Raw genomic sequence first — 23,430 nt, 5'->3', positions numbered from 1 at the left:
TGTAAGCGGCTTGCGCCTGAGAATGGCATTTGCGTCGTCGTGTGCGGCACAAAGAACAAAGAAGAGGTTTTGACCCATGACAGATAAACGCAAAGATGGCTCAGGCAAATTGCTGTATTGCTCTTTTTGCGGCAAAAGCCAGCATGAAGTGCGCAAGCTGATTGCCGGTCCATCCGTGTATATCTGCGACGAATGTGTTGATTTATGTAACGACATCATTCGCGAAGAGATTAAAGAAGTTGCACCGCATCGTGAACGCAGTGCGCTACCGACGCCGCATGAAATTCGCAACCACCTGGACGATTACGTTATCGGTCAGGAACAGGCGAAAAAAGTGCTGGCGGTCGCGGTATACAACCACTACAAACGTCTGCGCAACGGAGATACCAGCAATGGCGTCGAGTTGGGCAAAAGTAACATTCTGCTGATCGGTCCGACCGGTTCCGGTAAAACGCTGCTGGCCGAAACGCTGGCGCGCCTGCTGGACGTTCCGTTCACCATGGCTGACGCAACCACGCTGACCGAAGCCGGTTATGTGGGCGAAGACGTTGAAAACATCATTCAGAAGCTGTTGCAGAAGTGCGATTACGACGTACAGAAAGCGCAGCGCGGGATTGTCTACATCGATGAAATTGACAAGATTTCTCGTAAGTCAGACAACCCGTCCATTACCCGAGACGTTTCCGGTGAAGGCGTACAGCAGGCACTGTTGAAACTGATCGAAGGTACGGTAGCTGCTGTTCCGCCGCAAGGTGGGCGTAAACATCCGCAACAGGAATTCTTGCAGGTTGATACCTCTAAGATCCTGTTTATCTGTGGCGGTGCGTTTGCCGGTCTGGATAAAGTGATTTCCCATCGTGTAGAAACCGGTTCCGGCATTGGTTTTGGCGCGACGGTAAAAGCGAAGTCCGACAAAGCAAGCGAAGGCGAGCTGCTGGCGCAGGTTGAACCGGAAGATCTGATCAAGTTTGGTCTGATCCCTGAGTTCATTGGTCGTCTGCCGGTTGTCGCAACGTTGAATGAACTGAGCGAAGAAGCTCTGATTCAGATCCTCAAAGAGCCGAAAAACGCCCTGACCAAGCAGTATCAGGCGCTGTTTAATCTGGAAGGCGTGGATCTGGAATTCCGTGACGAGGCGCTGGATGCTATCGCTAAGAAAGCGATGGCGCGTAAAACCGGTGCCCGTGGCCTGCGTTCTATCGTAGAAGCCGCACTGCTCGATACCATGTACGATCTGCCGTCCATGGAAGATGTCGAAAAAGTGGTTATCGACGAGTCGGTAATTGATGGTCAAAGCAAACCGTTGCTGATTTATGGTAAGCCGGAAGCGCAACAGGCATCTGGTGAATAATTAACCATTCCCATACAATTAGTTAACCAAAAAGGGGGGATTTTATCTCCCCTTTAATTTTTCCTCTATTCTCGGCGTTGAATGTGGGGGAAACATCCCCATATACTGACGTACATGTTAATAGATGGCGTGAAGCACAGTCGTGTCATCTGATTACCTGGCGGAAATTAAACTAAGAGAGAGCTCTATGAATCCTGAGCGTTCTGAACGCATTGAAATCCCCGTATTGCCGCTGCGCGATGTGGTGGTTTATCCGCACATGGTCATCCCCTTATTTGTCGGGCGGGAAAAATCCATCCGTTGTCTGGAAGCGGCGATGGACCATGATAAAAAAATTATGCTGGTCGCGCAGAAAGAAGCTTCAACGGATGAGCCGGGTGTAAACGATCTTTTCACTGTCGGGACCGTGGCCTCTATATTGCAGATGCTGAAACTGCCTGACGGCACCGTCAAAGTGCTGGTCGAGGGGTTACAGCGCGCGCGTATTTCTGCGCTCTCTGACAATGGCGAACACTTTTCTGCGAAGGCGGAGTATCTGGAGTCGCCGACCATTGATGAGCGGGAACAGGAAGTGCTGGTGCGTACTGCAATCAGCCAGTTCGAAGGCTACATCAAGCTAAACAAAAAAATCCCACCAGAAGTGCTGACGTCGCTGAATAGCATCGACGATCCGGCGCGTCTGGCGGATACCATTGCTGCACATATGCCGCTGAAACTGGCTGACAAACAGTCCGTTCTGGAGATGTCCGACGTTAACGAACGTCTGGAATATCTGATGGCAATGATGGAATCGGAAATCGATCTGCTGCAGGTTGAGAAACGCATTCGCAACCGCGTTAAAAAGCAGATGGAGAAATCCCAGCGTGAGTACTATCTGAACGAGCAAATGAAAGCTATTCAGAAAGAACTCGGTGAAATGGACGACGCGCCGGACGAAAACGAAGCCCTGAAGCGCAAAATCGACGCGGCGAAGATGCCGAAAGAGGCAAAAGAGAAAGCGGAAGCAGAGCTGCAGAAGCTGAAAATGATGTCTCCGATGTCGGCAGAAGCGACCGTAGTGCGTGGATATATCGACTGGATGGTACAGGTGCCGTGGAATGCGCGTAGCAAGGTCAAAAAAGACCTGCGTCAGGCGCAGGAAATCCTTGATACCGACCATTATGGTCTGGAGCGCGTGAAAGATCGTATCCTTGAGTATCTTGCGGTTCAAAGCCGTGTCAACAAAATCAAGGGACCGATCCTCTGCCTGGTAGGGCCGCCGGGGGTAGGTAAAACCTCCCTGGGTCAGTCCATCGCCAAAGCCACCGGGCGTAAATATGTCCGTATGGCGCTGGGCGGCGTGCGTGATGAAGCGGAAATCCGTGGTCACCGCCGTACTTACATCGGTTCTATGCCGGGTAAACTGATCCAGAAAATGGCGAAAGTGGGCGTGAAAAACCCGCTGTTCCTGCTCGATGAGATCGACAAAATGTCTTCTGACATGCGTGGCGATCCGGCCTCCGCACTGCTTGAAGTGCTGGATCCAGAGCAGAACGTAGCGTTCAGCGACCACTACCTGGAAGTGGATTACGATCTCAGCGACGTAATGTTTGTCGCTACGTCGAACTCCATGAACATTCCGGCACCGCTGCTGGATCGTATGGAAGTGATTCGCCTCTCCGGTTATACCGAAGATGAAAAACTGAACATCGCCAAACGTCACCTGCTGCCGAAGCAGATTGAACGTAATGCACTGAAAAAAGGTGAGCTGACCGTCGACGATAGCGCCATTATCGGCATTATTCGTTACTACACCCGTGAGGCGGGCGTGCGTGGTCTGGAGCGTGAAATCTCCAAACTGTGTCGCAAAGCGGTTAAGCAGTTACTGCTCGATAAGTCATTAAAACATATCGAAATTAACGGTGATAACCTGCATGACTACCTCGGTGTTCAGCGTTTCGACTATGGGCGCGCGGATAACGAAAACCGTGTCGGCCAGGTAACCGGTCTGGCGTGGACGGAAGTGGGCGGTGACTTGCTGACCATTGAAACCGCGTGCGTTCCGGGGAAAGGTAAACTGACCTATACCGGTTCGCTCGGCGAAGTGATGCAGGAGTCTATTCAGGCGGCGTTAACAGTGGTTCGTGCGCGTGCGGAAAAACTGGGGATCAACCCTGATTTTTACGAAAAACGTGATATCCACGTCCACGTACCGGAAGGTGCGACGCCGAAAGATGGTCCGAGTGCCGGTATTGCCATGTGCACCGCGCTGGTTTCTTGCCTGACCGGTAACCCGGTTCGTGCCGATGTGGCAATGACCGGTGAGATCACTCTGCGTGGTCAGGTACTGCCGATCGGTGGTTTGAAAGAAAAACTACTGGCAGCGCATCGCGGCGGGATTAAAACAGTGTTAATTCCGTTCGAAAATAAACGCGATCTGGAAGAGATTCCTGACAACGTAATTGCCGATCTGGACATTCATCCTGTGAAGCGCATTGAGGAAGTTCTGACTCTGGCGCTACAAAATGAACCGTCTGGCATGCAGGTTGTGACTGCAAAATAGTGACCTCGCGCAAAATGCACTAATAAAAACAGGGCTGGCAGGCTAATTCGGGCTTGCCAGCCTTTTTTTGTCTCGCTAAGTTAGATGGCGGATCAGGCTTGCCCTTATTAAGGGGTGTTGTAAGGGGATGGCTGGCCTGATATAACTGCTGCGCGTTCGTACCTTGAAGGATTCAAGTGCGATATAAATTATAAAGAGGAAGAGAAGAGTGAATAAATCTCAATTGATCGACAAGATTGCTGCAGGGGCTGATATCTCTAAAGCTGCGGCTGGCCGTGCGTTAGATGCTATTATTGCTTCCGTAACTGAATCTCTGAAAGAAGGGGATGATGTAGCACTGGTAGGTTTTGGTACTTTTGCCGTTAAAGAGCGTGCTGCCCGTACTGGCCGCAACCCGCAGACCGGTAAAGAGATCACCATCGCTGCTGCTAAAGTACCGAGCTTCCGTGCAGGTAAAGCACTGAAAGACGCGGTAAACTAAGCGTTGTCCCCAGTGGGGATGTGACGAAGTTCAAGGGCGCATCTACTGATGTGCCTTTTTTATTTGTATTCGGTGACTTTCTGCGTCTTGTGGGCTGACAATTGCCCCCGTTTCTTGTCACAATAGGCCTTTGCGCGCATCGATACGTTGCGTGAGGTACACAGTCATCTACAGCGGAGTGTTGTTACACCATGATGGACAGCTTACGCACGGCTGCAAACAGTCTCGTGCTCAAGATTATTTTCGGTATCATTATCGTGTCGTTCATATTGACCGGCGTGAGTGGTTACCTGATTGGCGGAGGCAATAACTACGCCGCAAAAGTGAATGACCAGGAAATCAGCCGTGGGCAATTCGAGAACGCCTTCAACAGCGAGCGTAATCGCATGCAGCAACAGCTGGGCGATCAATACTCCGAGCTGGCAGCGAACGAAGGCTATATGAAAACCCTGCGTCAACAGGTGCTGAATCGTCTGATCGACGAGGCGCTTCTGGATCAGTACGCTCGTGAGCTGAAACTGGGTATCAGCGATGAGCAGGTTAAACAGGCGATTTTCGCGACCCCAGCCTTCCAGGTTGACGGCAAATTTGATAACAGCCGCTATAACGGTATCCTCAACCAGATGGGGATGACCGCCGATCAGTACGCCCAGGCGCTGCGTAACCAGCTCACTACCCAACAGCTGATTAACGGCGTTGCCGGTACCGATTTTATGCTGAAAGGTGAAACCGACGAGCTGGCGGCACTGGTAGCTCAACAACGCGTGGTGCGTGAAGCGACTATCGATGTTAACGCGCTGGCGGCGAAGCAGCCTGTGACCGAACAGGAAATTGCCAGCTACTACGAACAAAACAAAAACAATTTCATGACGCCGGAACAATTCCGCGTGAGTTACATCAAGCTGGATGCCGCGACGATGCAGCAACCGGTTAGCGATGCGGATATCCAGAGCTACTACGATCAGCATCAGGATCAATTCACCCAGCCGCAGCGTACCCGTTACAGCATCATCCAGACCAAAACTGAAGATGAAGCGAAAGCGGTACTTGATGAGCTGAATAAGGGCGGTGATTTTGCTGCATTAGCCAAAGAAAAATCTGCCGATATTATCTCTGCCCGCAACGGCGGTGATATGGGTTGGTTAGAAGATGCCACTATCCCGGACGAACTGAAAAATGCGGGTCTGAAAGAAAAAGGCCAACTGTCTGGTGTTATCAAATCTTCGGTCGGTTTCCTGATTGTGCGTCTGGACGACATTCAGCCAGCGAAAGTGAAATCGTTAGACGAAGTACGTGACGACATTGCGGCGAAAGTGAAACACGAAAAAGCCCTCGATGCGTACTACGCGCTGCAGCAGAAAGTGAGCGATGCGGCAAGCAACGACACCGAGTCTCTGGCCGGTGCAGAGCAAGCTGCCGGCGTTAAAGCCACTCAGACGGGTTGGTTCAGCAAAGATAACCTGCCGGAAGAGTTGAACTTCAAGCCAGTTGCCGACGCTATCTTCAACGGCGGTCTGGTAGGTGAAAACGGCGCGCCGGGCATCAACTCTGACATCATCACCGTAGACGGCGACCGCGCATTCGTGCTGCGCATCAGCGAGCACAAACCGGAAGCGGTGAAACCGTTGGCAGATGTTCAGGAACAAGTTAAGGCACTGGTTCAGCACAACAAAGCTGAACAACAGGCGAAAGTGGATGCTGAGAAACTGCTGGTTGATTTGAAAGCAGGCAAAGGTGCGGAAGCTATGCAGGCTGCCGGTCTGAAATTTGGCGAGCCGAAAACCTTAAGTCGTTCCGGTCGTGACCCGATTAGCCAGGCTGCGTTTGCACTGCCGCTGCCAGCGAAAGACAAACCGAGCTACGGTATGGCGACCGATATGCAAGGTAATGTAGTTCTGCTGGCGCTGGATGAAGTGAAGCAAGGTTCAATGCCGGAAGATCAGAAAAAAGCGATGGTGCAGGGTATCACCCAGAACAACGCACAAATCGTCTTTGAAGCTCTGATGAGTAACCTGCGTAAAGAGGCGAAAATCAAAATTGGCGATGCGCTGGAACAGCAATAATCCTGAAGCCGCCTCGCAAAAAAATGCTTTGCAGCTGTAACAAGAAAAGGTCGCTTTCGCGGCCTTTTCCATTTCCGAACATTGCCATTTGTTTACTGTTTTCACTGCCGTTAAGGTGATTCCACTGTTAACAAACAAGGAGAAAACAGTATGAAACACGGAATTAAAGCACTGCTCATTACCCTGTCCCTGGCCTGTGCCGGAATGTCTCATAGTGCTCTGGCGGCAGCTCCTGCGGCAAAACCGACAACGGTAGAAACCAAAGCGGAAGCTCCTGCAGCACAAAGTAAAGCAGCAGTTCCGGCGAAAGCCAGTGACGAAGAAGGCACTCGGGTCAGCATTAATAATGCCAGCGCGGAAGAGTTAGCCCGCGCGATGAATGGCGTTGGCCTGAAGAAAGCGCAGGCGATTGTCAGTTATCGCGAAGAGTACGGTCCGTTTAAAACGGTGGAGGATCTAAAGCAGGTGCCGGGGATGGGCAATTCGCTGGTGGAACGTAATCTGGCGGTATTAACCCTGTAATTAATTTGCATAGTGGCAATTTTTTGCCAGACTGAAGAGGTCATACCAGTTATGACCTCTGTACTTATAACAGTTCTTATAACAACAACGTAAGGTTATTGCGCTATGCAAACACAAATCAAAGTTCGTGGATATCATCTCGACGTTTACCAGCACGTAAACAACGCCCGCTACCTTGAATTTCTCGAAGAAGCCCGCTGGCATGGGTTGGAAAATAGCGACAGTTTTCACTGGATGACGGCCCATAACATCGCTTTCGTCGTGGTCAATATCAATATTAACTATCGCCGCCCGGCGGTATTAAGCGACCTGTTAACCATTACCAGTCAGTTGCAGCAATTAAACGGTAAAAGTGGCATCTTAAGCCAGGTCATTACACTGGGGCCGGAAGGACAGGTGGTAGCGGATGCGCTTATTACGTTTGTTTGTATTGATCTTAAAACGCAGAAAGCATTAGCTCTGGAAGGGGAATTGCGCGAAAAGCTGGAGCAGATGGTTAAGTAAACGTTTTGTGGTGCCGGATGCTCAAGCCGCATCCGGCGACACCCGGAATAATTACTTCAACCCGGTTTTCTGCTTCATCGCTGCCATCACCGTCGGTTTATCGGCCAGATAATGATTCAAACCGTTGGCACGTAAATTACACGCCGCACAATGACCGCAACCGTCGCCTTTAATGCCGTTATAACAGGTCAGCGTTTCGTTACGGACTAAATCCAGCTTGCCGTAATAATCTGCCAGCGCCCAGGTTTCCGCTTTATCAATCCACATCAGCGGCGTTTCAAAACGAATATCTTTCGCCATGCCCAAACTGACGGCATGGTTTAGTGCTTTCACAAACTCATCGCGGCAATCCGGGTAGCCGGAGAAATCCGTTTCGCAGACGCCGGTAATTACGGCTTCTGCTTTTACCTGATACGCATATATTGCCGCCAGTGTCAGGAACAAAATATTACGCCCTGGGACAAACGTATTCGGGATACCATCGGCTTCAGGTTCATAATCAGGCACCGGAATGCTGTCACGCGTCAGGCTGCTGACCGCCAGCTCGTTGAGCAGCGTTACATCAAGCACCTTATGCGCGCGTGCCCCCAGTTTCAGCGCCAGTTCGCGTGCCACGTCGATTTCTGCGCGATGGCGTTGACCGTAATCGAACGTCACGCAATGGACTTCATCATATTGTTGTAATGCCTGCACCAGACAGGTGGTGGAATCCTGGCCTCCACTGAACACAACGACAGCACGTTTCATAGATAATCCTGCTTGAACAATAAAAACGTTATGGTAACGCCTGCGATTAACCCGGACCAGCTATTCATTGCGACGGCGCGGGAAGCCAGGCTTCGGTAAATTCAAACCAGCCGCGCGGTGTCAGTCGCACACCGTTCACGCCGGGAGGGGCGCTAATGCGATAGTGATAGTTGAACAGCGGCGTCAGCGTCGCATCTGCCATTAACTGGCTAAAAACCGCTTTCAGGGCATTAAATCGGTTTTCCTCATCAGGCATTACTTGCACCGCGTCCAGTGTCGATTGCAAATGTGCATATGCTGGAGCGTCGAAAACATGTGGCCACAGTGGATCGCAACGCAGCCATTGCTCCAGGGTATATTCCGGTGCTTCGCCAATTAATCTGTCGCCCATCATGAGGTCTGCGTGTGCCAGTAGGGTCGTGTCGTCCCAGTTTTTTGCGTTATGAAAAATAATTGTGAGTTCACAGCCTTCCGCTGCCAGTGTCGCCTCTAGGCGTTCTGCCATGGTATGAAGTTCTATCGGTAGGTGATAAACCAGCGTCAAGGTTTTCGGTAGTTTAACTTCATCCGGTACTTGCCATTGTGGAATAGTCCAGTCTGGCAGTAATGCATGACTGGCGGTGATCAGGTTTTCTCCGACTTCTAACGTTTGTAATAAACCGGATTGATGAATAATGGAGATCACTTTTCGCGCCTGCCAGAGGGACAGTCGGGGACTTTTGCGCAACGTTAAATAGCAAAAACCTAAACTGATGCCACTACTGACCTGGCTGACCCGTTGCAGCTCCTCAGGTTTGCCGATAGTGATTTGCACGGGATGCCGACAACTGGTTCCCAAATCTTTTTCGAAAAGCGGAGGAGTTATCCAGTACTCAACCGCTTTAAGCAGCGGATGACGTAAATGGTAATAATCATGGCTTTCCAGGCGCACCAGTTCCGCTGTGAATTGTGTTAAGCGAAAAGGACCAGTGCCGATCAGGGGGAATTGCGGATGCGCCAGATGGCTGCAATAGCTCGCCAGCCGGTGCGCAAGCCAGTAATCGGGGCGATGTAAAAAGAAGGTCAGACACTGCGGATGGGTGACTTCAATACGCTTCACGCTAATAAATAATTGATCCAGTGCTGGCAGTTGTAACAGCATCAATAACCGCTGGTGTAAGTGGGAGGCTTTTACTGCATCGCCGTTATGCCAGTGTAAGGTTGAGCGAAGATAAAAATCCCAGCGTAACCCGTCAGTAGAGGTTTCCCAGTGATGCGCTAAATCGCCAATCGGGCGCTGGGTATTATTATCGAAGCGGGTCAGGCCGGAAAATATCTGTCCGGCGAGATGCTGCTCGGCACGACCGGGCAAAAAGCCCGGTTGTAGCGGTTCGAGCGGGCGATAGTAGGGAATACGCAACGTGGGCGTATCGTTTTGCCATTGTCCGCCCATAAACGGCTGTAACAGAGTGCGCAGCTCACCTGGGGCCAGTTGCGCCAGCTCCAGCACATCTTGCTGCTTTCCGGTTTCCAGCGCCTGTTCCATCATCGCATTGCGTAGCGATTCTGGCGTGACCAGAAAGCGTAATTGTCCGCGCTTTCCGCGTCCTGACTGCGCCTGCCACTCCAGCCATCCCGCCTCCTGTGCCTGACGCAACAGCGTACGAACATGGCGTTCGCTGCAAAAACAGCGTTCGGCCAGTTCGCTGACGGTGACGGTTTGCGGCTTTCCGGCGGAAGGTTGCCACAGACGTTGATACTGGTTAAGACGGTTGAGCAGTCGCATATAAACCCGGAACAATATTATTTAACTATTCACTATTACTTCCGTATATATCAGGTGATACTCAATCACCATTAACCGTGTCACAGAGTGGAGAAAGAAATGGCTCGTCTGGCAGCATTTGATATGGATGGCACTTTATTGATGCCTGACCATCATTTAGGTGAGAAAACCCTCTCTACTTTGGCGCGACTGCGTGAACGCGACATTACCCTCACTTTTGCCACGGGGCGTCATGCGCTGGAGATGCAGCATATTCTCGGGGCGCTATCGCTGGAGGCATATTTGATTACTGGCAACGGAACGCGCGTGCATTCTCTGGAAGGTGAACTTTTACATCGTGATGATTTACCTGCGGATGTCGCGGAGCTGGTGCTGTATCAGCAATGGGATACCCGAGCAAGCATGCATATCTTCAATGACGATGGTTGGTTTACCGGGAAAGAGATCCCTGCGTTGTTGCAGGCATTTGTCTATAGCGGTTTTCGTTATCAGATAATCGATGTCAAAAAAATGCCACTCGGCAGCGTCACCAAGATCTGCTTCTGTGGCGATCACGACGATCTTACACGCTTGCAGATCCAGCTATACGAAGCATTAGGCGAGCGTGCACATTTATGTTTTTCCGCCACGGATTGCCTCGAAGTGCTGCCGGTGGGCTGCAATAAAGGCGCTGCATTGACGGTGCTGACCCAACATTTAGGTTTATCGTTACGCGATTGCATGGCCTTTGGTGATGCGATGAACGATCGCGAAATGTTAGGCAGCGTCGGTAGCGGATTTATTATGGGCAATGCGATGCCGCAACTGCGCGCGGAGCTCCCGCATTTACCGGTGATTGGACATTGCCGAAATCAGGCTGTCTCTCACTATTTGACGCACTGGCTGGACTATCCACATCTACCTTATTCCCCCGAATAACGAGATCCCTTCCAGCACCGGGCAATTGCCCGGTTTTTTTTGCGTTGAATTTGTCATTTTGTGCCGTGGTGCTTAAACCGCACAGAATAAATTGTCGCGATTTCACCTTTAAAATAGAATTAAAAGAGAAAAAAATTCTCTGTGGAAGGGCTATGTTAGATAAAATTGACCGTAAGCTGCTGGCCTTGCTACAGCAGGATTGCACCCTCTCTTTGCAGGCACTGGCTGAAGCCGTTAATCTGACAACCACCCCCTGCTGGAAGCGTCTGAAACGGCTGGAGGACGACGGTATCCTTATCGGCAAAGTCGCCCTGCTGGATCCGGAAAAAATAGGCCTCGGCCTGACCGCCTTTGTGCTGATAAAAACGCAACATCACAGCAGCGAATGGTATTGCCGCTTTGTCACGGTGGTTACCGAAATGCCAGAAGTGCTGGGGTTCTGGCGCATGGCTGGTGAATACGATTATCTGATGCGCGTCCAGGTTGCCGACATGAAACGCTACGACGAGTTTTATAAGCGTCTGGTAAACAGTGTACCGGGGCTGTCGGACGTCACTTCCAGCTTCGCGATGGAACAGATTAAATACACCACTTCTTTACCCATCGAATAAATATCCAGAATCAAGTCAGGACACAACGCGTGCGATTATTTGCTCAATTAAGCTGGTATTTCCGTCGGGAATGGCGTCGCTATCTCGGGGCTGTCGCCTTGCTTGTCATTATCGCGATGCTGCAACTGGTTCCGCCAAAAGTGGTTGGTATTGTTGTTGATGGCGTGACAGAACAACACTTTACTACCGGGCAGATCCTGATGTGGATCGCCACCATGGTGCTGATTGCCGTTGTGGTTTATCTCCTGCGTTACGTCTGGCGCGTATTGCTGTTTGGTGCGTCTTATCAACTGGCTGTTGAACTGCGTGAAGATTATTACCGCCAGCTAAGCCGGCAGCATCCTGAGTTTTACCTGCGTCATCGCACGGGTGACCTCATGGCTCGTGCGACCAATGACGTCGATCGCGTCGTGTTTGCCGCCGGAGAAGGGGTGCTGACGCTGGTGGATTCACTGGTAATGGGCTGCGCTGTGTTGATTATGATGTCTACGCAAATTAGCTGGCAGTTGACCTTATTTGCCCTGTTGCCGATGCCAGTGATGGCGATCATGATCAAGCGCAACGGCGATGCCTTGCATGAACGCTTTAAGCTGGCACAGGCGGCGTTTTCCAGTCTTAATGACCGCACCCAGGAAAGCCTCACCAGTATCCGCATGATCAAAGCCTTTGGTCTGGAAGATCGTCAGTCGGCGTTATTTGCCGCGGATGCCGAAGATACCGGCAAAAAAAACATGCGGGTGGCGCGTATTGATGCTCGTTTCGACCCGACCATCTATATCGCGATTGGTATGGCGAACTTGCTGGCGATTGGCGGCGGTAGTTGGATGGTGGTACAGGGCAGTTTAACGCTGGGCCAGCTCACCAGTTTTATGATGTATTTAGGTCTGATGATTTGGCCAATGCTGGCGCTGGCATGGATGTTTAACATTGTGGAACGTGGCAGCGCGGCGTATAGCCGAATTCGTACCATGCTGGCCGAAGCGCCAGTCGTTATTGATGGTAGTGATAAGGTGCCAGAAGGTCGTGGTGAACTGGATGTGAATATTCGCCAGTTTACGTATCCGCAGACTGACCATCCTGCGCTGGAAAACGTCAATTTCGCCCTGAAACCCGGTCAGATGCTGGGTATCTGCGGGCCGACTGGTTCCGGCAAAAGTACCCTGTTGTCGCTCATTCAGCGTCATTTCGACGTCAGCGAGGGTGATATCCGTTTTCATGATATTCCTCTGACGAAGTTACAACTCGATAGCTGGCGTAGCCGTCTGGCGGTGGTCAGCCAGACACCATTCCTTTTTTCCGACACCGTGGCGAACAACATCGCGTTGGGTTGCCCGAATGCCACCCAGCAAGAGATTGAACACGTAGCGCGGTTAGCCAGCGTACATGACGATATTTTGCGTCTGCCGCAAGGTTACGACACAGAAGTGGGCGAGCGCGGCGTGATGCTTTCTGGCGGACAAAAACAGCGTATCTCCATTGCTCGAGCGTTATTAGTCAACGCGGAAATCCTCATCCTTGACGATGCGCTTTCAGCGGTGGACGGACGCACAGAGCACCAGATCCTGCATAACCTGCGTCAGTGGGGGCAGGGAAGAACGGTAATCATCAGTGCCCATCGCCTTTCTGCACTGACGGAAGCCAGTGAAATTATTGTGATGCAGCACGGGCATATCGCCCAGCGTGGCAATCATGATGTGCTGGTACAACAAAGCGGCTGGTATCGCGATATGTATCGCTATCAACAACTGGAGGCAGCGCTCGACGACGCCCCGGAAATTCGCGAGGAGGCTGTCGATGCGTAGTTTTAGCCAACTGTGGCCGACTCTCAAGCGTCTGTTAGCGTACGGTTCACCGTGGCGTAAACCGTTGGGGATTGCGGTCCTGATGATGTGGGTTGCGGCGGCGGCAGAAGTCAGTGGGCCGCTGCTTATCAGCTATTTTATCGACAATATGGTAGCGAAAAATAACCTGCCGTTGAAAGTGGTTGCAGGGCTGGCGGCGGCGTATGTTGGGCTGCAACTGTTTGCAGCCGGGCTACATTACGCGCAGTCGCTGCTGTTTAATCGGGCGGCAGTAGGCGTAGTGCAACAGTTGCGTACCGACGTGATGGATGCTGCGTTACGCCAGCCATTAAGCGAGTTTGATACCCAACCCGTCGGGCAGGTGATTTCCCGCGTCACTAATGACACTGAAGTGATCCGCGATCTCTACGTTACCGTAGTGGCAACTGTCCTGCGTAGCGCCGCACTGGTGGGCGCGATGCTGGTGGCGATGTTCAGCCTCGACTGGCGAATGGCGCTGGTGGCGATAATGATTTTCCCGGTGGTGCTGGTGGTAATGGTGATATATCAGCGTTACAGCACGCCGATTGTCCGTCGTGTGCGCGCTTATCTGGCGGATATCAACGACGGCTTTAACGAAATCATCAATGGCATGAGCGTTATCCAGCAGTTCCGTCAGCAGGCGCGATTTGGCGAACGTATGGGTGAGGCCAGTCGTTCACACTATATGGCGAGGATGCAAACCCTGCGCCTCGACGGTTTTCTGCTGCGTCCGCTGCTGAGTCTGTTTTCATCGCTCATTCTTTGTGGCTTGTTGATGCTGTTTGGCTTCTCCGCCAGCGGCACCATTGAAGTGGGCGTGTTGTATGCGTTCATCAGTTATTTGGGGCGACTTAACGAACCCTTAATCGAACTGACCACGCAGCAGGCGATGCTGCAACAGGCTGTTGTTGCTGGTGAGCGCGTTTTTGAGCTGATGGACGGACCGCGCCAGCAATATGGCAATGATGATCGCCCGTTGCAGAGCGGCACCATCGAAGTCGATAACGTGTCATTTGCTTATCGCGATGACAATCTGGTGCTAAAGAACATTAATCTCTCTGTGCCTTCGCGCAACTTTGTGGCGCTGGTCGGGCATACCGGCAGTGGCAAAAGCACCCTCGCCAGTTTATTGATGGGCTATTACCCGCTAACGGAAGGTGAGATTCGCCTTGATGGTCGTCCATTAAGTACGCTAAGTCACAGCGCGCTGCGCCAGGGCGTGGCAATGGTGCAGCAAGATCCGGTGGTGCTGGCGGATACCTTCCTCGCCAACGTGACGCTGGGACGTGATATCTCTGAAGAACGCGTCTGGCAGGCGCTGGAAACCGTGCAGCTGGCGGAGCTGGCGCGTAGCATGAGTGATGGTATTTACACGCCGCTTGGCGAGCAGGGGAATAATCTCTCAGTCGGGCAAAAGCAACTGCTGGCACTGGCGCGCGTGCTGGTGGAGACGCCGCAAATCCTGATCCTTGATGAGGCAACCGCTAGCATTGACTCCGGGACTGAACAGGCGATTCAACATGCTCTGGCGGTGGTGCGTGAACATACTACGCTTGTGGTGATTGCTCACCGCTTATCGACTATTGTTGATGCCGACACCATTCTGGTGCTTCATCGTGGGCAAGCCGTGGAGCAGGGCACTCACCAGCAACTGCTGGCGGCCCAGGGACGATACTGGCAGATGTATCAACTGCAACTTGCGGGCGAAGAGCTGGCAGCCAGCGTGCGTGAAGAGGAATCATTGAGCGCCTGAATAGCGCAATATTTCATCGTTGGTGCAAAAATGTAACGCACTGTGCACTGTCATAGTGCGTTTTCATTTTCAATCTTCTTAACTTCCTGCTCTCTTTCTCGTTTTTCATTTTTGGCACACCGCTTGCAATACCTTCTTCGTGTAGCAGAACCATTACCGAATTCTGACCGGAGGGGATCTATGAAGCTGGTGACCGTGATTATCAAACCATTCAAACTTGAAGACGTTCGTGAAGCGTTATCTTCCATTGGTATTCAGGGCCTGACCGTCACCGAAGTGAAAGGTTTCGGGCGTCAGAAAGGGCATGCCGAGCTGTACCGGGGGGCGGAATACAGCGTCAACTTCCTGCCAAAAGTAAAAATTGATGTGGCGATTGCTGATGACCAACTCGATGAAGTGATCGATATCGTCAGCAAAGCGGCTTACACCGGAAAAATTGGCGACGGCAAAATCTTCGTCGCTGAATTGCAACGCGTCATTCGTATTCGTACCGGCGAAGCCGACGAAGCGGCGCTGTAATCTCTGGCACACAGCAACAGGAACGAAAAATGAAGATAGCAACGATAAAAACTGGGCTTACTTCACTGGCGATGCTGCCGGGACTGGTAATGGCTGCACCTGCGGTGGCCGATAAAGCCGACAATGCGTTTATGATGATTTGTACTGCGCTGGTGCTGTTTATGACCGTTCCGGGGATTGCCCTGTTTTATGGAGGGCTGATTCGTGGCAAAAACGTGCTGTCGATGCTGACGCAGGTGACCGTGACGTTTGCACTGGTCTGTATTCTCTGGGTGGTTTACGGCTACTCGCTGGCGTTTGGCGAAGGCAACAACTTCTTCGGCAACATTAACGGGTTGATGCTGAAAAACATTGAACTGACGGCGGTGATGGGCAGCATTTATCAGTATATCCACGTGGCGTTTCAGGGATCGTTTGCCTGCATTACCGTAGGCTTGATAGTTGGGGCGCTGGCGGAACGAATCCGCTTCTCAGCTGTGTTGATTTTTGTGGTGGTATGGCTGACGCTCTCCTACATTCCGATTGCGCATATGGTCTGGGGCGGCGGTTTGCTGGCTTCTCACGGGGCACTGGATTTCGCGGGTGGCACGGTGGTGCACATTAACGCCGCAATCGCCGGTCTGGTGGGCGCGTATCTGATAGGCAAACGCGTGGGCTTCGGTAAAGAGGCGTTTAAACCGCACAACCTGCCGATGGTCTTCACCGGGACTGCTATTCTCTATATCGGTTGGTTTGGCTTTAACGCCGGGTCAGCGGGCACGGCGAATGAAATCGCGGCACTGGCATTTGTGAATACTGTGGTCGCAACGGCGGCAGCAATTCTTGGCTGGATCTTCGGTGAATGGGCGCTGCGCGGTAAGCCTTCACTGCTGGGAGCGTGTTCTGGCGCGATTGCCGGTCTGGTCGGCGTGACGCCAGCGTGTGGCTACATTGGTGTTGGCGGCGCGTTGATTATCGGCGTGGTAGCTGGTCTGGCGGGCTTGTGGGGCGTTACCATGCTCAAACGCTTGCTGCGGGTGGATGATCCCTGCGATGTCTTCGGTGTGCACGGTGTTTGTGGCATTGTCGGCTGTATCATGACCGGGATTTTTGCCGCCAGTTCGCTGGGCGGCGTGGGCTTCGCTGAAGGTGTGACGATGGGCCATCAGTTGCTGGTACAGCTGGAAAGCATCGCCATTACGATTGTCTGGTCTGGTGTGGTGGCATTTATCGGCTACAAACTGGCGGATTTGACGGTTGGTCTGCGTGTACCGGAAGAGCAGGAGCGAGAAGGGCTGGACGTCAACAGCCACGGCGAGAATGCCTATAACGCGTAACAAGCACTGCAAAAAACAGCCGGACGGTTTTCACCTCCGGCTATTTTTTTAATTGTGATTACGCATCACCCCTTCCTGAACGGTCGAGGCAACCAGCACGCCGTCCTGGGTATAAAACTCACCGCGCACAAAGCCGCGTGCGCTGGACGCCGAGGTGCTTTCCACGCTATACAGCAGCCATTCATTCAAATTAAACGGGCGATGGAACCACATGGAATGGTCAATGGTGGCAATCTGAATCCCCGGTTCGAGAAAACCGATGCCGTGCGGCTGTAGAGCTACCGGCAGGAAATTAAGATCAGAAGCATAACCGAGCAGATACTGATGAACGCGCAGATCATCCGGCACGCTACCATTTGCGCGGATCCACACCTGACGATGCGGTTCTGCGACGTGACCTTTCAGTGGGTTATGAAACTCCACCGGACGGACTTCCAGCGGACGATCGCAGATGAATTTATCTTTCAGCACTGGCGGCAGCAGGTGCGCCAGCGATTGGGCGATTTGCGTTTCTGAAGGCAGGCCATCAGGCGCTGGCGCGGACGGCATTGTTTTTTGATGTTCGAAACCCGCTTCTGGTGCCTGGAAAGAGGCAGTCATATAAAAAATCGGTTTGCCGTTTTGAATAGCAGCAACCCGGCGGGCGCTGAAGCTGTTACCGTCACGCAGCGTTTCGACATCATAAATAATCGGCTTCTTACTATCGCCAGGGCGAAGAAAGTAGCTGTGAAAAGAATGTACCAGCCGCTCGTCAGGGACGGTCTCTTTTGCAGCATACAAGGCCTGACCCACGACCTGGCCGCCAAATACCTGGCGTAAACCTAAATCTTCACTCTGGCCGCGAAAGAGTCCTTCCTCAATTTTTTCCAGATTTAACAATGTCAGTAAATTTTTTAGCGCCTGACTCATATAACTCTCCAGTAACAAAGCTGCCGCAGCAAGCCAAAGTGAGTTGAGTATAACGCAAATTTGCCACTGGTCCGATGGGTGCAATGGTCTGAATTACGGGCTAATTACAGGCAGAAATGCGTGATGTGTGCCACACTTGTTGACGTTACTATTTTGTTAACCACTCTTCCGGCGAGGAAAGTTAGCCCGCTGGTGCATTGATAATAAGGAGAAGTGAATGAAACTCGTGCACATGGCCAGTGGTTTAGCGGTTGCGATTGCGTTGGCGGCTTGCGCAGATAAAAGCGCGGATATTCAGACGCCAGCACCGGCTGCAAATACGTCTATTTCAGCAACACAACAACCTGCTATCCAGCAACCGAATGTCTCCGGTACCGTTTGGATCCGTCAGAAAGTCGCACTGCCGCCTGATGCCGTGCTGACCGTGACACTTTCTGACGCGTCGTTAGCCGATGCGCCGTCGAAAGTGCTGGCGCAGAAAGCGGTGCGTACCGAAGGTAAACAGTCACCATTCAGCTTTGTTCTGCCATTTAACCCGGCAGATGTTCAGCCGAACGCGCGTATTCTGTTGAGTGCGGCGATTACCGTGAATGACAAACTGGTATTTATTACCGATACCGTTCAGCCGGTGATCAACCAGGGCGGAACTAAAGCCGACCTGACATTGGTGCCGGTGCAGCAAACCGCCGTGCCGGTTCAGGCTAGCGGTGGCGCAACGACTACCGTACCTTCAACTTCACCAACCCAGGTGAATCCGTCTTCGGCAGTTCCAGCTCCAACGCAATATTAAGCGAAGTTAACCCTCTCCGCCCGGAGAGGGTTAGTAGTTCCAGCGATAAAGCTGCAAGTCGATTTGCCCGCTTCCCGACACCATCACACCTTCTGCCAGTAATGCCTGTCGCTGACGCTGTAAATCCGGTCCGGTCAGTGAAATGGTGCCGTGGCGATTAACCACCCGGTGCCAGGGCAAGGTGCTGCCTTCGGGGAGACGCTTTAACACACCGCCTACCTGGCGCGCGGCGCGCGGCGATCCCGCCAGTTTCGCCACATCACCGTAAGTGGTGACATAGCCTTCGGGAATAGCGGCTACGATTTGCCAGACGCGTTGGGGAAATGAATCTTCTTTTTCCATCTTTTCTTCCTGAGGTAATTTTTCAGCATAATCTGGAAAAACGCCCGAGTGAAGCCGCATTGCGCAAGAAACCAGCATCTGGCACGCAATGGGTTGCAATTAGCCGGGGCAGCAGTGATAATGCGCCTGCGCGTTGGTTCTCAACGCTCTCAATGGGGGCTCTGTTGGTTCTCCCGCAACGCTACTCTGTTTACCAGGTCAGGTCCGGAAGGAAGCAGCCAAGGCAGATGACGCGTGTGCCGGGATGTAGCTGGCAGGGCCCCCACCCATTTCTGCCTCCCACCGTTTCGTCAAAAAATCCCAACATGGCTAAACTTTAACCACAACTGACGTCGCAAGAATTGTCTGGCTGCGCAGTACGCTTCGGAGGTATGTCTGATGAAGTATGTTGATGGTTTTGTTGTTGCCGTTCCTGCCGATAAAAAGGATGCCTATCGGGAAATGGCCGCTAAGGCCGCGCCATTATTTAAAGAGTTCGGTGCGCTTCGTATTGTCGAATGCTGGGCCAGCGATGTACCGGATGGTAAAGTGACCGATTTTCGTATGGCGGTGAAAGCGGAAGAGAATGAAGAGGTTGTCTTTAGCTGGATTGAATACCCTTCAAAAGAGGTCCGCGACGCTGCTAATCAAAAGATGATGTCGGACCCACGGATGAAAGAGTTCGGCGAGTCCATGCCGTTTGACGGCAAGCGAATGATCTATGGTGGATTCGAATCAATCATCGACGAGTAGGTAGCGTGACGGGCTGTGCGGCGTGCCGTCAGCCCTAAAATTCACAAATGTTGCTCGGCCCAGCGTAAGAAATCCTCTTTCGGTAATGCCTTGCTGTAGAGCCAGCCCTGACCGTAGTGCACGCCATGCTGGCGTAGCCACTCTTCTTGTTTACTGGTTTCGATTCCCTCCGCAACCATTTTCAGTTTCAGTGTTTTTGCCATTTCGATGATATGCGGCGTGACATTTTTATATTCCAGCGCATCAACGAAAGATTTATCGATCTTCAGAATGTCGACATCCAGATCCTGTAAATAGCTTAAACTTGAATACCCTGTACCAAAATCATCGAGATAAATTTCATGGCCCGCCTCCCGGTAGCGAGAAATTATCGGGGCGCTGGTTTTCGGATCGGCAAACTCGCGTTCAGTGAGTTCAAGCGCGATCTGTCTGGGATTAACCTGATAGTGATTGATCATTTCACGCAGCAATTGCGGGATTTTTTCCGAGGTGAGCACGGTGGATTCAAGATTGATCGAAATATGCTGCTGAGGATGCTGACGCAGCCAGTCGCCCATATCTTCAAAGACGCTTCTTATAATCAGTAGCGTCAATGGCTCAGAAAGGCCCGTTTGCTGTGCCAGCGGAATAAAACTATCTGGTGACAACCAACTACCGTCTGTCTGCGGCCAGCGCGCCAGTGCCTCAGCACCGACAATTTTGCCATTGGCTAAGGAGACAATCGGCTGATAGTGCACGCAAATATCACGATTTTCGATAGCATCCTGCAGCCGATGATGCGGTGACTGGATACGGCGCAAAATACGCAGCACAAACATCGCTGCCAGCAGGCCAATCACCAACCCGAGCGGTAACCAAATAAAGACTTGCCGATGCCAGCCTTTCTGCAACATTTTCGTTGAAGCCCAGGTGATGATCGAAATATTCATCTCCGGTAAGGGCTGGATATCGTAAATGATTCCATTATTTTCGATATGCTCACCGGGTGTTTTTTGTAGCCTGGTAATAATTCCCTGAGCAAGTTCATCGCTGCTGGTTATGACAACGTTATGGGCATTGCCAATAATGGCGGCATCAATTTGCCATGAGCTATAGGGAATAACATCAATAAAGGAGGCAGGGTCGATCATGACGACATAATGTGCCGTTCCCATGGCGACCATGTAACGGATAATGCCTAAATCGCTATGCGATGTTAACCAGACACGATAACCATCTTTCGAAATTTTACCTGGCTCGGGGAAGGTATCGGGCGGGCTTTCATGCTCCAGAGACGAACACTGGGGAACGTTGTTATCGATATAAACCACTTCCTGAATATAGCGATAACTGTAAGATACCCGACGCATTTCCATGAGATGGGCTTCGCTACAGGCAGCGCCTTGCCATCTTTCCAGCTCTTGCAGCGCATCTTTCCCTTGTGTCGCCACCTTATTGGCCCGAATAGCGACGCGGGAGGAATACGTATTCAGCTCTTCAATAAATGATGTTTCTACCTGCTGATGGGCCAGCCAGATGCTTAAGCCGACAGGCAGCAATACTGAAAGAATCAGAACTCCCGAAATAAGGCTGACCAGATGTCGTGTTCTCACCAGCATATCCTTATTAACACAGTGTAGGGAAAGTATATCTGATTGTGGAAAAAGGCTGGCAGGAGATAAGGAAGTAGGGCTGGTATTTCGTGAAGTGATGGGTGGAAACGATCGTTGTCATTTGACCAGGCGTAGAGCTTTACGCCTGGTATGTAACCCTAACTTAAGATGTTGATTCGGCGCGAGCGAGGGTAAAAATATCGTAAAAAGATAGTTCACCTTTACGGACGATCATTTTTTGCAGTTGTTCTTTATGAACATCCGCGACACGCGGAGAGTTCAGGATGGCTTCAACCAGTGCGGCAGGTACAAAGCGCGTGTTGTACCATTCGCCGTTATAGCAAACGCGGAAATCCAGCACGTCGATATCTTCATAGCGGTAACGTGGGTAGACATCGAAAAAGAAGAAACCATTAAGCAGGATAAATAATACAACCAGTAGCCAGACAGAGCCTGAAAGCGTTTCGGATTGCAACATCACCGCCAGGGTAGCAAAAAAAGCAACGTACATACCGATAAACAGCCCCGGATGTTTACGGATAAAACTGATACTAAAGCGGGGTTTGTTGTCGCGTTTTTCGCGGGTATTCAGAGACTCAATCGTTTCTGTCAGCAGGCGTTGTATTTCGGTCATCGTTTGCCTTCGTGATATCTGCAACTTTCCAGGGAACACCCTATTTTAACGTGGGAATAGTAGAGGGGAAGTAACAGATTTGCCACGATTTTGCATAACAGTTGAGAAAAGCTGGTTACAATTTTTTAATGATTCTGGCTGGATTACCGCCCACGACAACGTTGTCCGGGACATCTTTTGTGACAACTGCACCTGAGGCTACCACGACGTTATCACCAATGGTCACACCAGGGTTAATGACTGCACGTCCGCCAATCCAGACGTTATTACCGATGGTGACGGGTTTCCCCAGTTCAGCACCGCTATTACGTGCTACAGGGTCGATGGGATGTGTTGCCGTGTAGATATGAACGCCTGGTGCCAACATACAGTTATCACCAATGCGAATAGGGCAGACATCAAGCATCACGCAATCGAAGTTGGCGAAAAAATTATTGCCGAGAAAAATGTTATAGCCATAGTCACAGCGAAACGTTGGCTCAATATAAGCCTCTGTCACCTGACCGAATAAATCAGCAAGAATTTGCTGGCGTAATGTGTGCTCTTCCGCCAGGGAATGATTGTATCGGTGAATAAGCCGACGAGCTCGCAGGCGATCGCGAGATAACGCCTCATCTGCCGAGTGATACAACTCACCAGCAATCATCTTTTCTTTTTCTGTGCTCATTACTGACTTCCGGTTGCTGAAAATGCGGCAACACAGTAAGACGAAAAGTCAGTGAAGAGAACGTTCCCATTACATCTGTGTGATGAAGATCACATAGGGTATGTCTTCATGGCGAAAAAAGTGCAAAATTCTTAATAAACAGCCAGTTATAGCTCCGAAAGTGAGTTATTTATTAGCGAATAAATTTCCATACTGAGGAAGGGATCTTGTCGTACAGTTTATTCATGGTCAATTCGGCGAGGCGGTGATCTGCGGCTGAGTAAAATACCGCCAGTTCATTATCTGATAATTCGTATTTATTTTTCTCGATAACACGCTCCAGCGTGTCAATTGTCTGGCAACGACGTAAACGCATTAAATAATCGGTTTTCGTTAAAGGTTTTTCGGACATACTTCTACCCATGGTTGTAATAATTCTAACAAGATAAACTCGCAGGATTCTCTTTCGTCGCATTGACAAAACAACGGAATAGTCGATTACCTGACTTCCGCCATTTCTGAAGATCCTGCATATTAATACCATAACTACTGAACAACATAAAGGTGTCATCCAGATATTCGTCGATCTGCTCAATGAGCTTATTGTCTTCATTATACTTAATTTTGTAATTAAGTGCGAAGGTCGCAATATGCTCAATCAGTTCATTCAACTGGAGGTTGATCGCCGAGGTTGGGTCGTTAACCCAGCCATGATTGCTTTCTTCAAGGTTTGCAAGGCAGTCATGATACAGGGTTTCACAGAGAAACTTAAGCTGTGCGATATCATGTCTTTTGGGTGAGTATTCATCCATAACGCGTCCCCTTCTTAGCGGTTGAACTAACGGACACCTTTCGGGATGGAAAAAACTT

23 protein-coding genes and 1 other RNA gene are annotated in these 23,430 nt (G+C 51.1%); 15 read left to right on the top strand and 9 right to left on the bottom strand.

What is annotated here, in order from left to right:
- The first annotated feature begins 76 nt into the window (after positions 1-76).
- The 6 genes from clpX to fadM all read left to right on the top strand — a co-directional run bounded on the left by clpX (position 77) and on the right by fadM (position 7,463).
- Positions 77-1,351 (top strand): ATP-dependent protease ATP-binding subunit ClpX, encoded by a 1,275-nt coding sequence (clpX, locus tag C4F37_RS13870; RefSeq protein WP_000130305.1) that lies wholly within the window; start codon positions 77-79, stop codon positions 1,349-1,351.
- 187 nt (positions 1,352-1,538) lie between these two features.
- Positions 1,539-3,893, top strand: a complete 2,355-nt coding sequence (gene lon / locus C4F37_RS13865; RefSeq protein ID WP_001295325.1) for an endopeptidase La — start codon at positions 1,539-1,541, stop codon at positions 3,891-3,893.
- A gap of 190 nt (positions 3,894-4,083) precedes the next feature.
- Positions 4,084-4,374 carry a nucleoid-associated protein HU-beta gene (gene hupB / locus C4F37_RS13860; protein ID WP_254892905.1) on the top strand — a complete coding sequence of 97 codons (291 nt, stop codon included), beginning with the start codon at positions 4,084-4,086 and terminating at the stop codon, positions 4,372-4,374.
- Positions 4,375-4,565: 191 nt separating this feature from the next.
- Positions 4,566-6,437, top strand: a complete 1,872-nt coding sequence (ppiD, locus tag C4F37_RS13855; RefSeq protein WP_000969372.1) for a peptidylprolyl isomerase — start codon at positions 4,566-4,568, stop codon at positions 6,435-6,437.
- A 150-nt stretch (positions 6,438-6,587) separates the two neighbouring features.
- Positions 6,588-6,959 carry a helix-hairpin-helix domain-containing protein gene (locus tag C4F37_RS13850; protein WP_000680294.1) on the top strand — a complete coding sequence of 124 codons (372 nt, stop codon included), beginning with the start codon at positions 6,588-6,590 and terminating at the stop codon, positions 6,957-6,959.
- 105 nt (positions 6,960-7,064) lie between these two features.
- A complete protein-coding gene (gene fadM, locus C4F37_RS13845; protein WP_001538388.1) occupies positions 7,065-7,463 on the top strand; it encodes a long-chain acyl-CoA thioesterase FadM in 399 nt (132 codons plus the stop codon).
- A 51-nt stretch (positions 7,464-7,514) separates the two neighbouring features.
- Here fadM and queC read toward each other — a convergent pair whose 3' ends face one another.
- Together queC and C4F37_RS13835 are read right to left on the bottom strand one after the other, a co-directional pair.
- A complete protein-coding gene (queC, locus tag C4F37_RS13840) occupies positions 7,515-8,210 on the bottom strand; it encodes a 7-cyano-7-deazaguanine synthase QueC (protein ID WP_000817227.1) in 696 nt (231 codons plus the stop codon).
- Between the two features lie 64 nt (positions 8,211-8,274).
- The gene (locus C4F37_RS13835; protein ID WP_001538389.1) at positions 8,275-9,975 is read right to left on the bottom strand and encodes an SgrR family transcriptional regulator; all 1,701 of its coding nucleotides are present in this window, start codon (positions 9,973-9,975) and stop codon (positions 8,275-8,277) included.
- A 99-nt stretch (positions 9,976-10,074) separates the two neighbouring features.
- On the opposite strand from C4F37_RS13835, the gene cof reads away from it, so the two are divergent.
- The 6 genes from cof (at position 10,075) to amtB (ending at position 16,915) form a co-directional block, all read left to right on the top strand.
- Positions 10,075-10,893: an HMP-PP phosphatase gene (gene cof, locus C4F37_RS13830; RefSeq protein ID WP_001556847.1), complete on the top strand. Its 819-nt coding sequence runs from the start codon at positions 10,075-10,077 to the stop codon at positions 10,891-10,893.
- Between the two features lie 152 nt (positions 10,894-11,045).
- The gene (gene decR, locus C4F37_RS13825) at positions 11,046-11,504 is read left to right on the top strand and encodes a DNA-binding transcriptional regulator DecR (protein WP_000884589.1); all 459 of its coding nucleotides are present in this window, start codon (positions 11,046-11,048) and stop codon (positions 11,502-11,504) included.
- Between the two features lie 29 nt (positions 11,505-11,533).
- Positions 11,534-13,306, top strand: coding sequence for a SmdA family multidrug ABC transporter permease/ATP-binding protein (locus tag C4F37_RS13820; RefSeq protein ID WP_001235630.1), 1,773 nt, complete (start codon positions 11,534-11,536; stop codon positions 13,304-13,306).
- Positions 13,299-15,080 (top strand): SmdB family multidrug efflux ABC transporter permease/ATP-binding protein, encoded by a 1,782-nt coding sequence (locus C4F37_RS13815; RefSeq protein WP_001538391.1) that lies wholly within the window; start codon positions 13,299-13,301, stop codon positions 15,078-15,080. Before C4F37_RS13820 ends, C4F37_RS13815 begins: the two co-directional genes overlap by 8 nt.
- Positions 15,081-15,260: 180 nt before the next feature.
- Positions 15,261-15,599, top strand: coding sequence for a P-II family nitrogen regulator (gene glnK / locus C4F37_RS13810; RefSeq protein WP_000780338.1), 339 nt, complete (start codon positions 15,261-15,263; stop codon positions 15,597-15,599).
- A 29-nt stretch (positions 15,600-15,628) separates the two neighbouring features.
- Entirely contained in the window at positions 15,629-16,915 is a 1,287-nt protein-coding gene (amtB, locus tag C4F37_RS13805; protein ID WP_000685055.1) for an ammonium transporter AmtB, read from the top strand.
- Positions 16,916-16,963: 48 nt separating this feature from the next.
- Here amtB and tesB read toward each other — a convergent pair whose 3' ends face one another.
- Positions 16,964-17,824 carry an acyl-CoA thioesterase II gene (gene tesB, locus C4F37_RS13800; RefSeq protein WP_001295832.1) on the bottom strand — a complete coding sequence of 287 codons (861 nt, stop codon included), beginning with the start codon at positions 17,822-17,824 and terminating at the stop codon, positions 16,964-16,966.
- A 217-nt stretch (positions 17,825-18,041) separates the two neighbouring features.
- Between tesB and C4F37_RS13795 the strand changes: the two genes are divergently transcribed.
- The gene (locus C4F37_RS13795; RefSeq protein ID WP_000779831.1) at positions 18,042-18,614 is read left to right on the top strand and encodes a YbaY family lipoprotein; all 573 of its coding nucleotides are present in this window, start codon (positions 18,042-18,044) and stop codon (positions 18,612-18,614) included.
- Positions 18,615-18,644: 30 nt separating this feature from the next.
- Here C4F37_RS13795 and C4F37_RS13790 read toward each other — a convergent pair whose 3' ends face one another.
- On the bottom strand, positions 18,645-18,956 hold the full coding sequence (locus C4F37_RS13790; protein ID WP_000409908.1) for an MGMT family protein: 312 nt from the start codon (positions 18,954-18,956) through the stop codon (positions 18,645-18,647).
- Between the two features lie 162 nt (positions 18,957-19,118).
- Between C4F37_RS13790 and ffs the strand changes: the two genes are divergently transcribed.
- Positions 19,119-19,215, top strand: an RNA gene (gene ffs / locus C4F37_RS13785) — signal recognition particle sRNA small type.
- 119 nt (positions 19,216-19,334) lie between these two features.
- Positions 19,335-19,688: a DUF1428 domain-containing protein gene (locus tag C4F37_RS13780; RefSeq protein WP_000878140.1), complete on the top strand. Its 354-nt coding sequence runs from the start codon at positions 19,335-19,337 to the stop codon at positions 19,686-19,688.
- Between the two features lie 41 nt (positions 19,689-19,729).
- On the opposite strand, the gene pdeB is transcribed toward C4F37_RS13780, so the two are convergent.
- From pdeB to tomB, 5 genes are all read right to left on the bottom strand, one after another.
- A complete protein-coding gene (pdeB, locus tag C4F37_RS13775) occupies positions 19,730-21,280 on the bottom strand; it encodes a cyclic-guanylate-specific phosphodiesterase PdeB (protein ID WP_001538392.1) in 1,551 nt (516 codons plus the stop codon).
- A gap of 163 nt (positions 21,281-21,443) precedes the next feature.
- Positions 21,444-21,914 (bottom strand): YlaC family protein, encoded by a 471-nt coding sequence (locus tag C4F37_RS13770; RefSeq protein ID WP_000136192.1) that lies wholly within the window; start codon positions 21,912-21,914, stop codon positions 21,444-21,446.
- A gap of 115 nt (positions 21,915-22,029) precedes the next feature.
- Positions 22,030-22,581, bottom strand: coding sequence for a maltose O-acetyltransferase (gene maa / locus C4F37_RS13765; RefSeq protein WP_000102539.1), 552 nt, complete (start codon positions 22,579-22,581; stop codon positions 22,030-22,032).
- A gap of 172 nt (positions 22,582-22,753) precedes the next feature.
- Positions 22,754-22,972 carry an HHA domain-containing protein gene (locus tag C4F37_RS13760; RefSeq protein ID WP_001291435.1) on the bottom strand — a complete coding sequence of 73 codons (219 nt, stop codon included), beginning with the start codon at positions 22,970-22,972 and terminating at the stop codon, positions 22,754-22,756.
- Between the two features lie 25 nt (positions 22,973-22,997).
- Complete coding sequence (tomB, locus tag C4F37_RS13755) at positions 22,998-23,372, bottom strand: Hha toxicity modulator TomB (RefSeq protein ID WP_000344800.1); 375 nt, start codon at positions 23,370-23,372, stop codon at positions 22,998-23,000.
- Positions 23,373-23,430: the final 58 nt, after the last annotated feature.

The organism is Escherichia sp. R1 (genome assembly GCF_003000935.1).
GTDB lineage: Bacteria > Pseudomonadota > Gammaproteobacteria > Enterobacterales > Enterobacteriaceae > Escherichia > Escherichia coli.
The sequence above is the reverse complement of the archived record's forward strand: the minus strand, read 5'-3'. Positions and strand labels throughout refer to the sequence as shown.

Coding starts and splice junctions, on each gene's coding strand:
- C4F37_RS13770 (WP_000136192.1), bottom strand. CDS start 21,914: ATGACCGAAATACAACGCCTGCTGACAGAAACGATTGAGTCTCTGAAT.
- C4F37_RS13790 (WP_000409908.1), bottom strand. CDS start 18,956: ATGGAAAAAGAAGATTCATTTCCCCAACGCGTCTGGCAAATCGTAGCC.
- tesB (WP_001295832.1), bottom strand. CDS start 17,824: ATGAGTCAGGCGCTAAAAAATTTACTGACATTGTTAAATCTGGAAAAA.
- C4F37_RS13850 (WP_000680294.1), top strand. CDS start 6,588: ATGAAACACGGAATTAAAGCACTGCTCATTACCCTGTCCCTGGCCTGT.
- ppiD (WP_000969372.1), top strand. CDS start 4,566: ATGATGGACAGCTTACGCACGGCTGCAAACAGTCTCGTGCTCAAGATT.
- tomB (WP_000344800.1), bottom strand. CDS start 23,372: ATGGATGAATACTCACCCAAAAGACATGATATCGCACAGCTTAAGTTT.
- C4F37_RS13780 (WP_000878140.1), top strand. CDS start 19,335: ATGAAGTATGTTGATGGTTTTGTTGTTGCCGTTCCTGCCGATAAAAAG.
- C4F37_RS13835 (WP_001538389.1), bottom strand. CDS start 9,975: ATGCGACTGCTCAACCGTCTTAACCAGTATCAACGTCTGTGGCAACCT.
- C4F37_RS13815 (WP_001538391.1), top strand. CDS start 13,299: ATGCGTAGTTTTAGCCAACTGTGGCCGACTCTCAAGCGTCTGTTAGCG.
- C4F37_RS13760 (WP_001291435.1), bottom strand. CDS start 22,972: ATGTCCGAAAAACCTTTAACGAAAACCGATTATTTAATGCGTTTACGT.
- clpX (WP_000130305.1), top strand. CDS start 77: ATGACAGATAAACGCAAAGATGGCTCAGGCAAATTGCTGTATTGCTCT.
- decR (WP_000884589.1), top strand. CDS start 11,046: ATGTTAGATAAAATTGACCGTAAGCTGCTGGCCTTGCTACAGCAGGAT.
- fadM (WP_001538388.1), top strand. CDS start 7,065: ATGCAAACACAAATCAAAGTTCGTGGATATCATCTCGACGTTTACCAG.
- lon (WP_001295325.1), top strand. CDS start 1,539: ATGAATCCTGAGCGTTCTGAACGCATTGAAATCCCCGTATTGCCGCTG.
- C4F37_RS13795 (WP_000779831.1), top strand. CDS start 18,042: ATGAAACTCGTGCACATGGCCAGTGGTTTAGCGGTTGCGATTGCGTTG.
- maa (WP_000102539.1), bottom strand. CDS start 22,581: ATGAGCACAGAAAAAGAAAAGATGATTGCTGGTGAGTTGTATCACTCG.
- amtB (WP_000685055.1), top strand. CDS start 15,629: ATGAAGATAGCAACGATAAAAACTGGGCTTACTTCACTGGCGATGCTG.
- glnK (WP_000780338.1), top strand. CDS start 15,261: ATGAAGCTGGTGACCGTGATTATCAAACCATTCAAACTTGAAGACGTT.
- cof (WP_001556847.1), top strand. CDS start 10,075: ATGGCTCGTCTGGCAGCATTTGATATGGATGGCACTTTATTGATGCCT.
- queC (WP_000817227.1), bottom strand. CDS start 8,210: ATGAAACGTGCTGTCGTTGTGTTCAGTGGAGGCCAGGATTCCACCACC.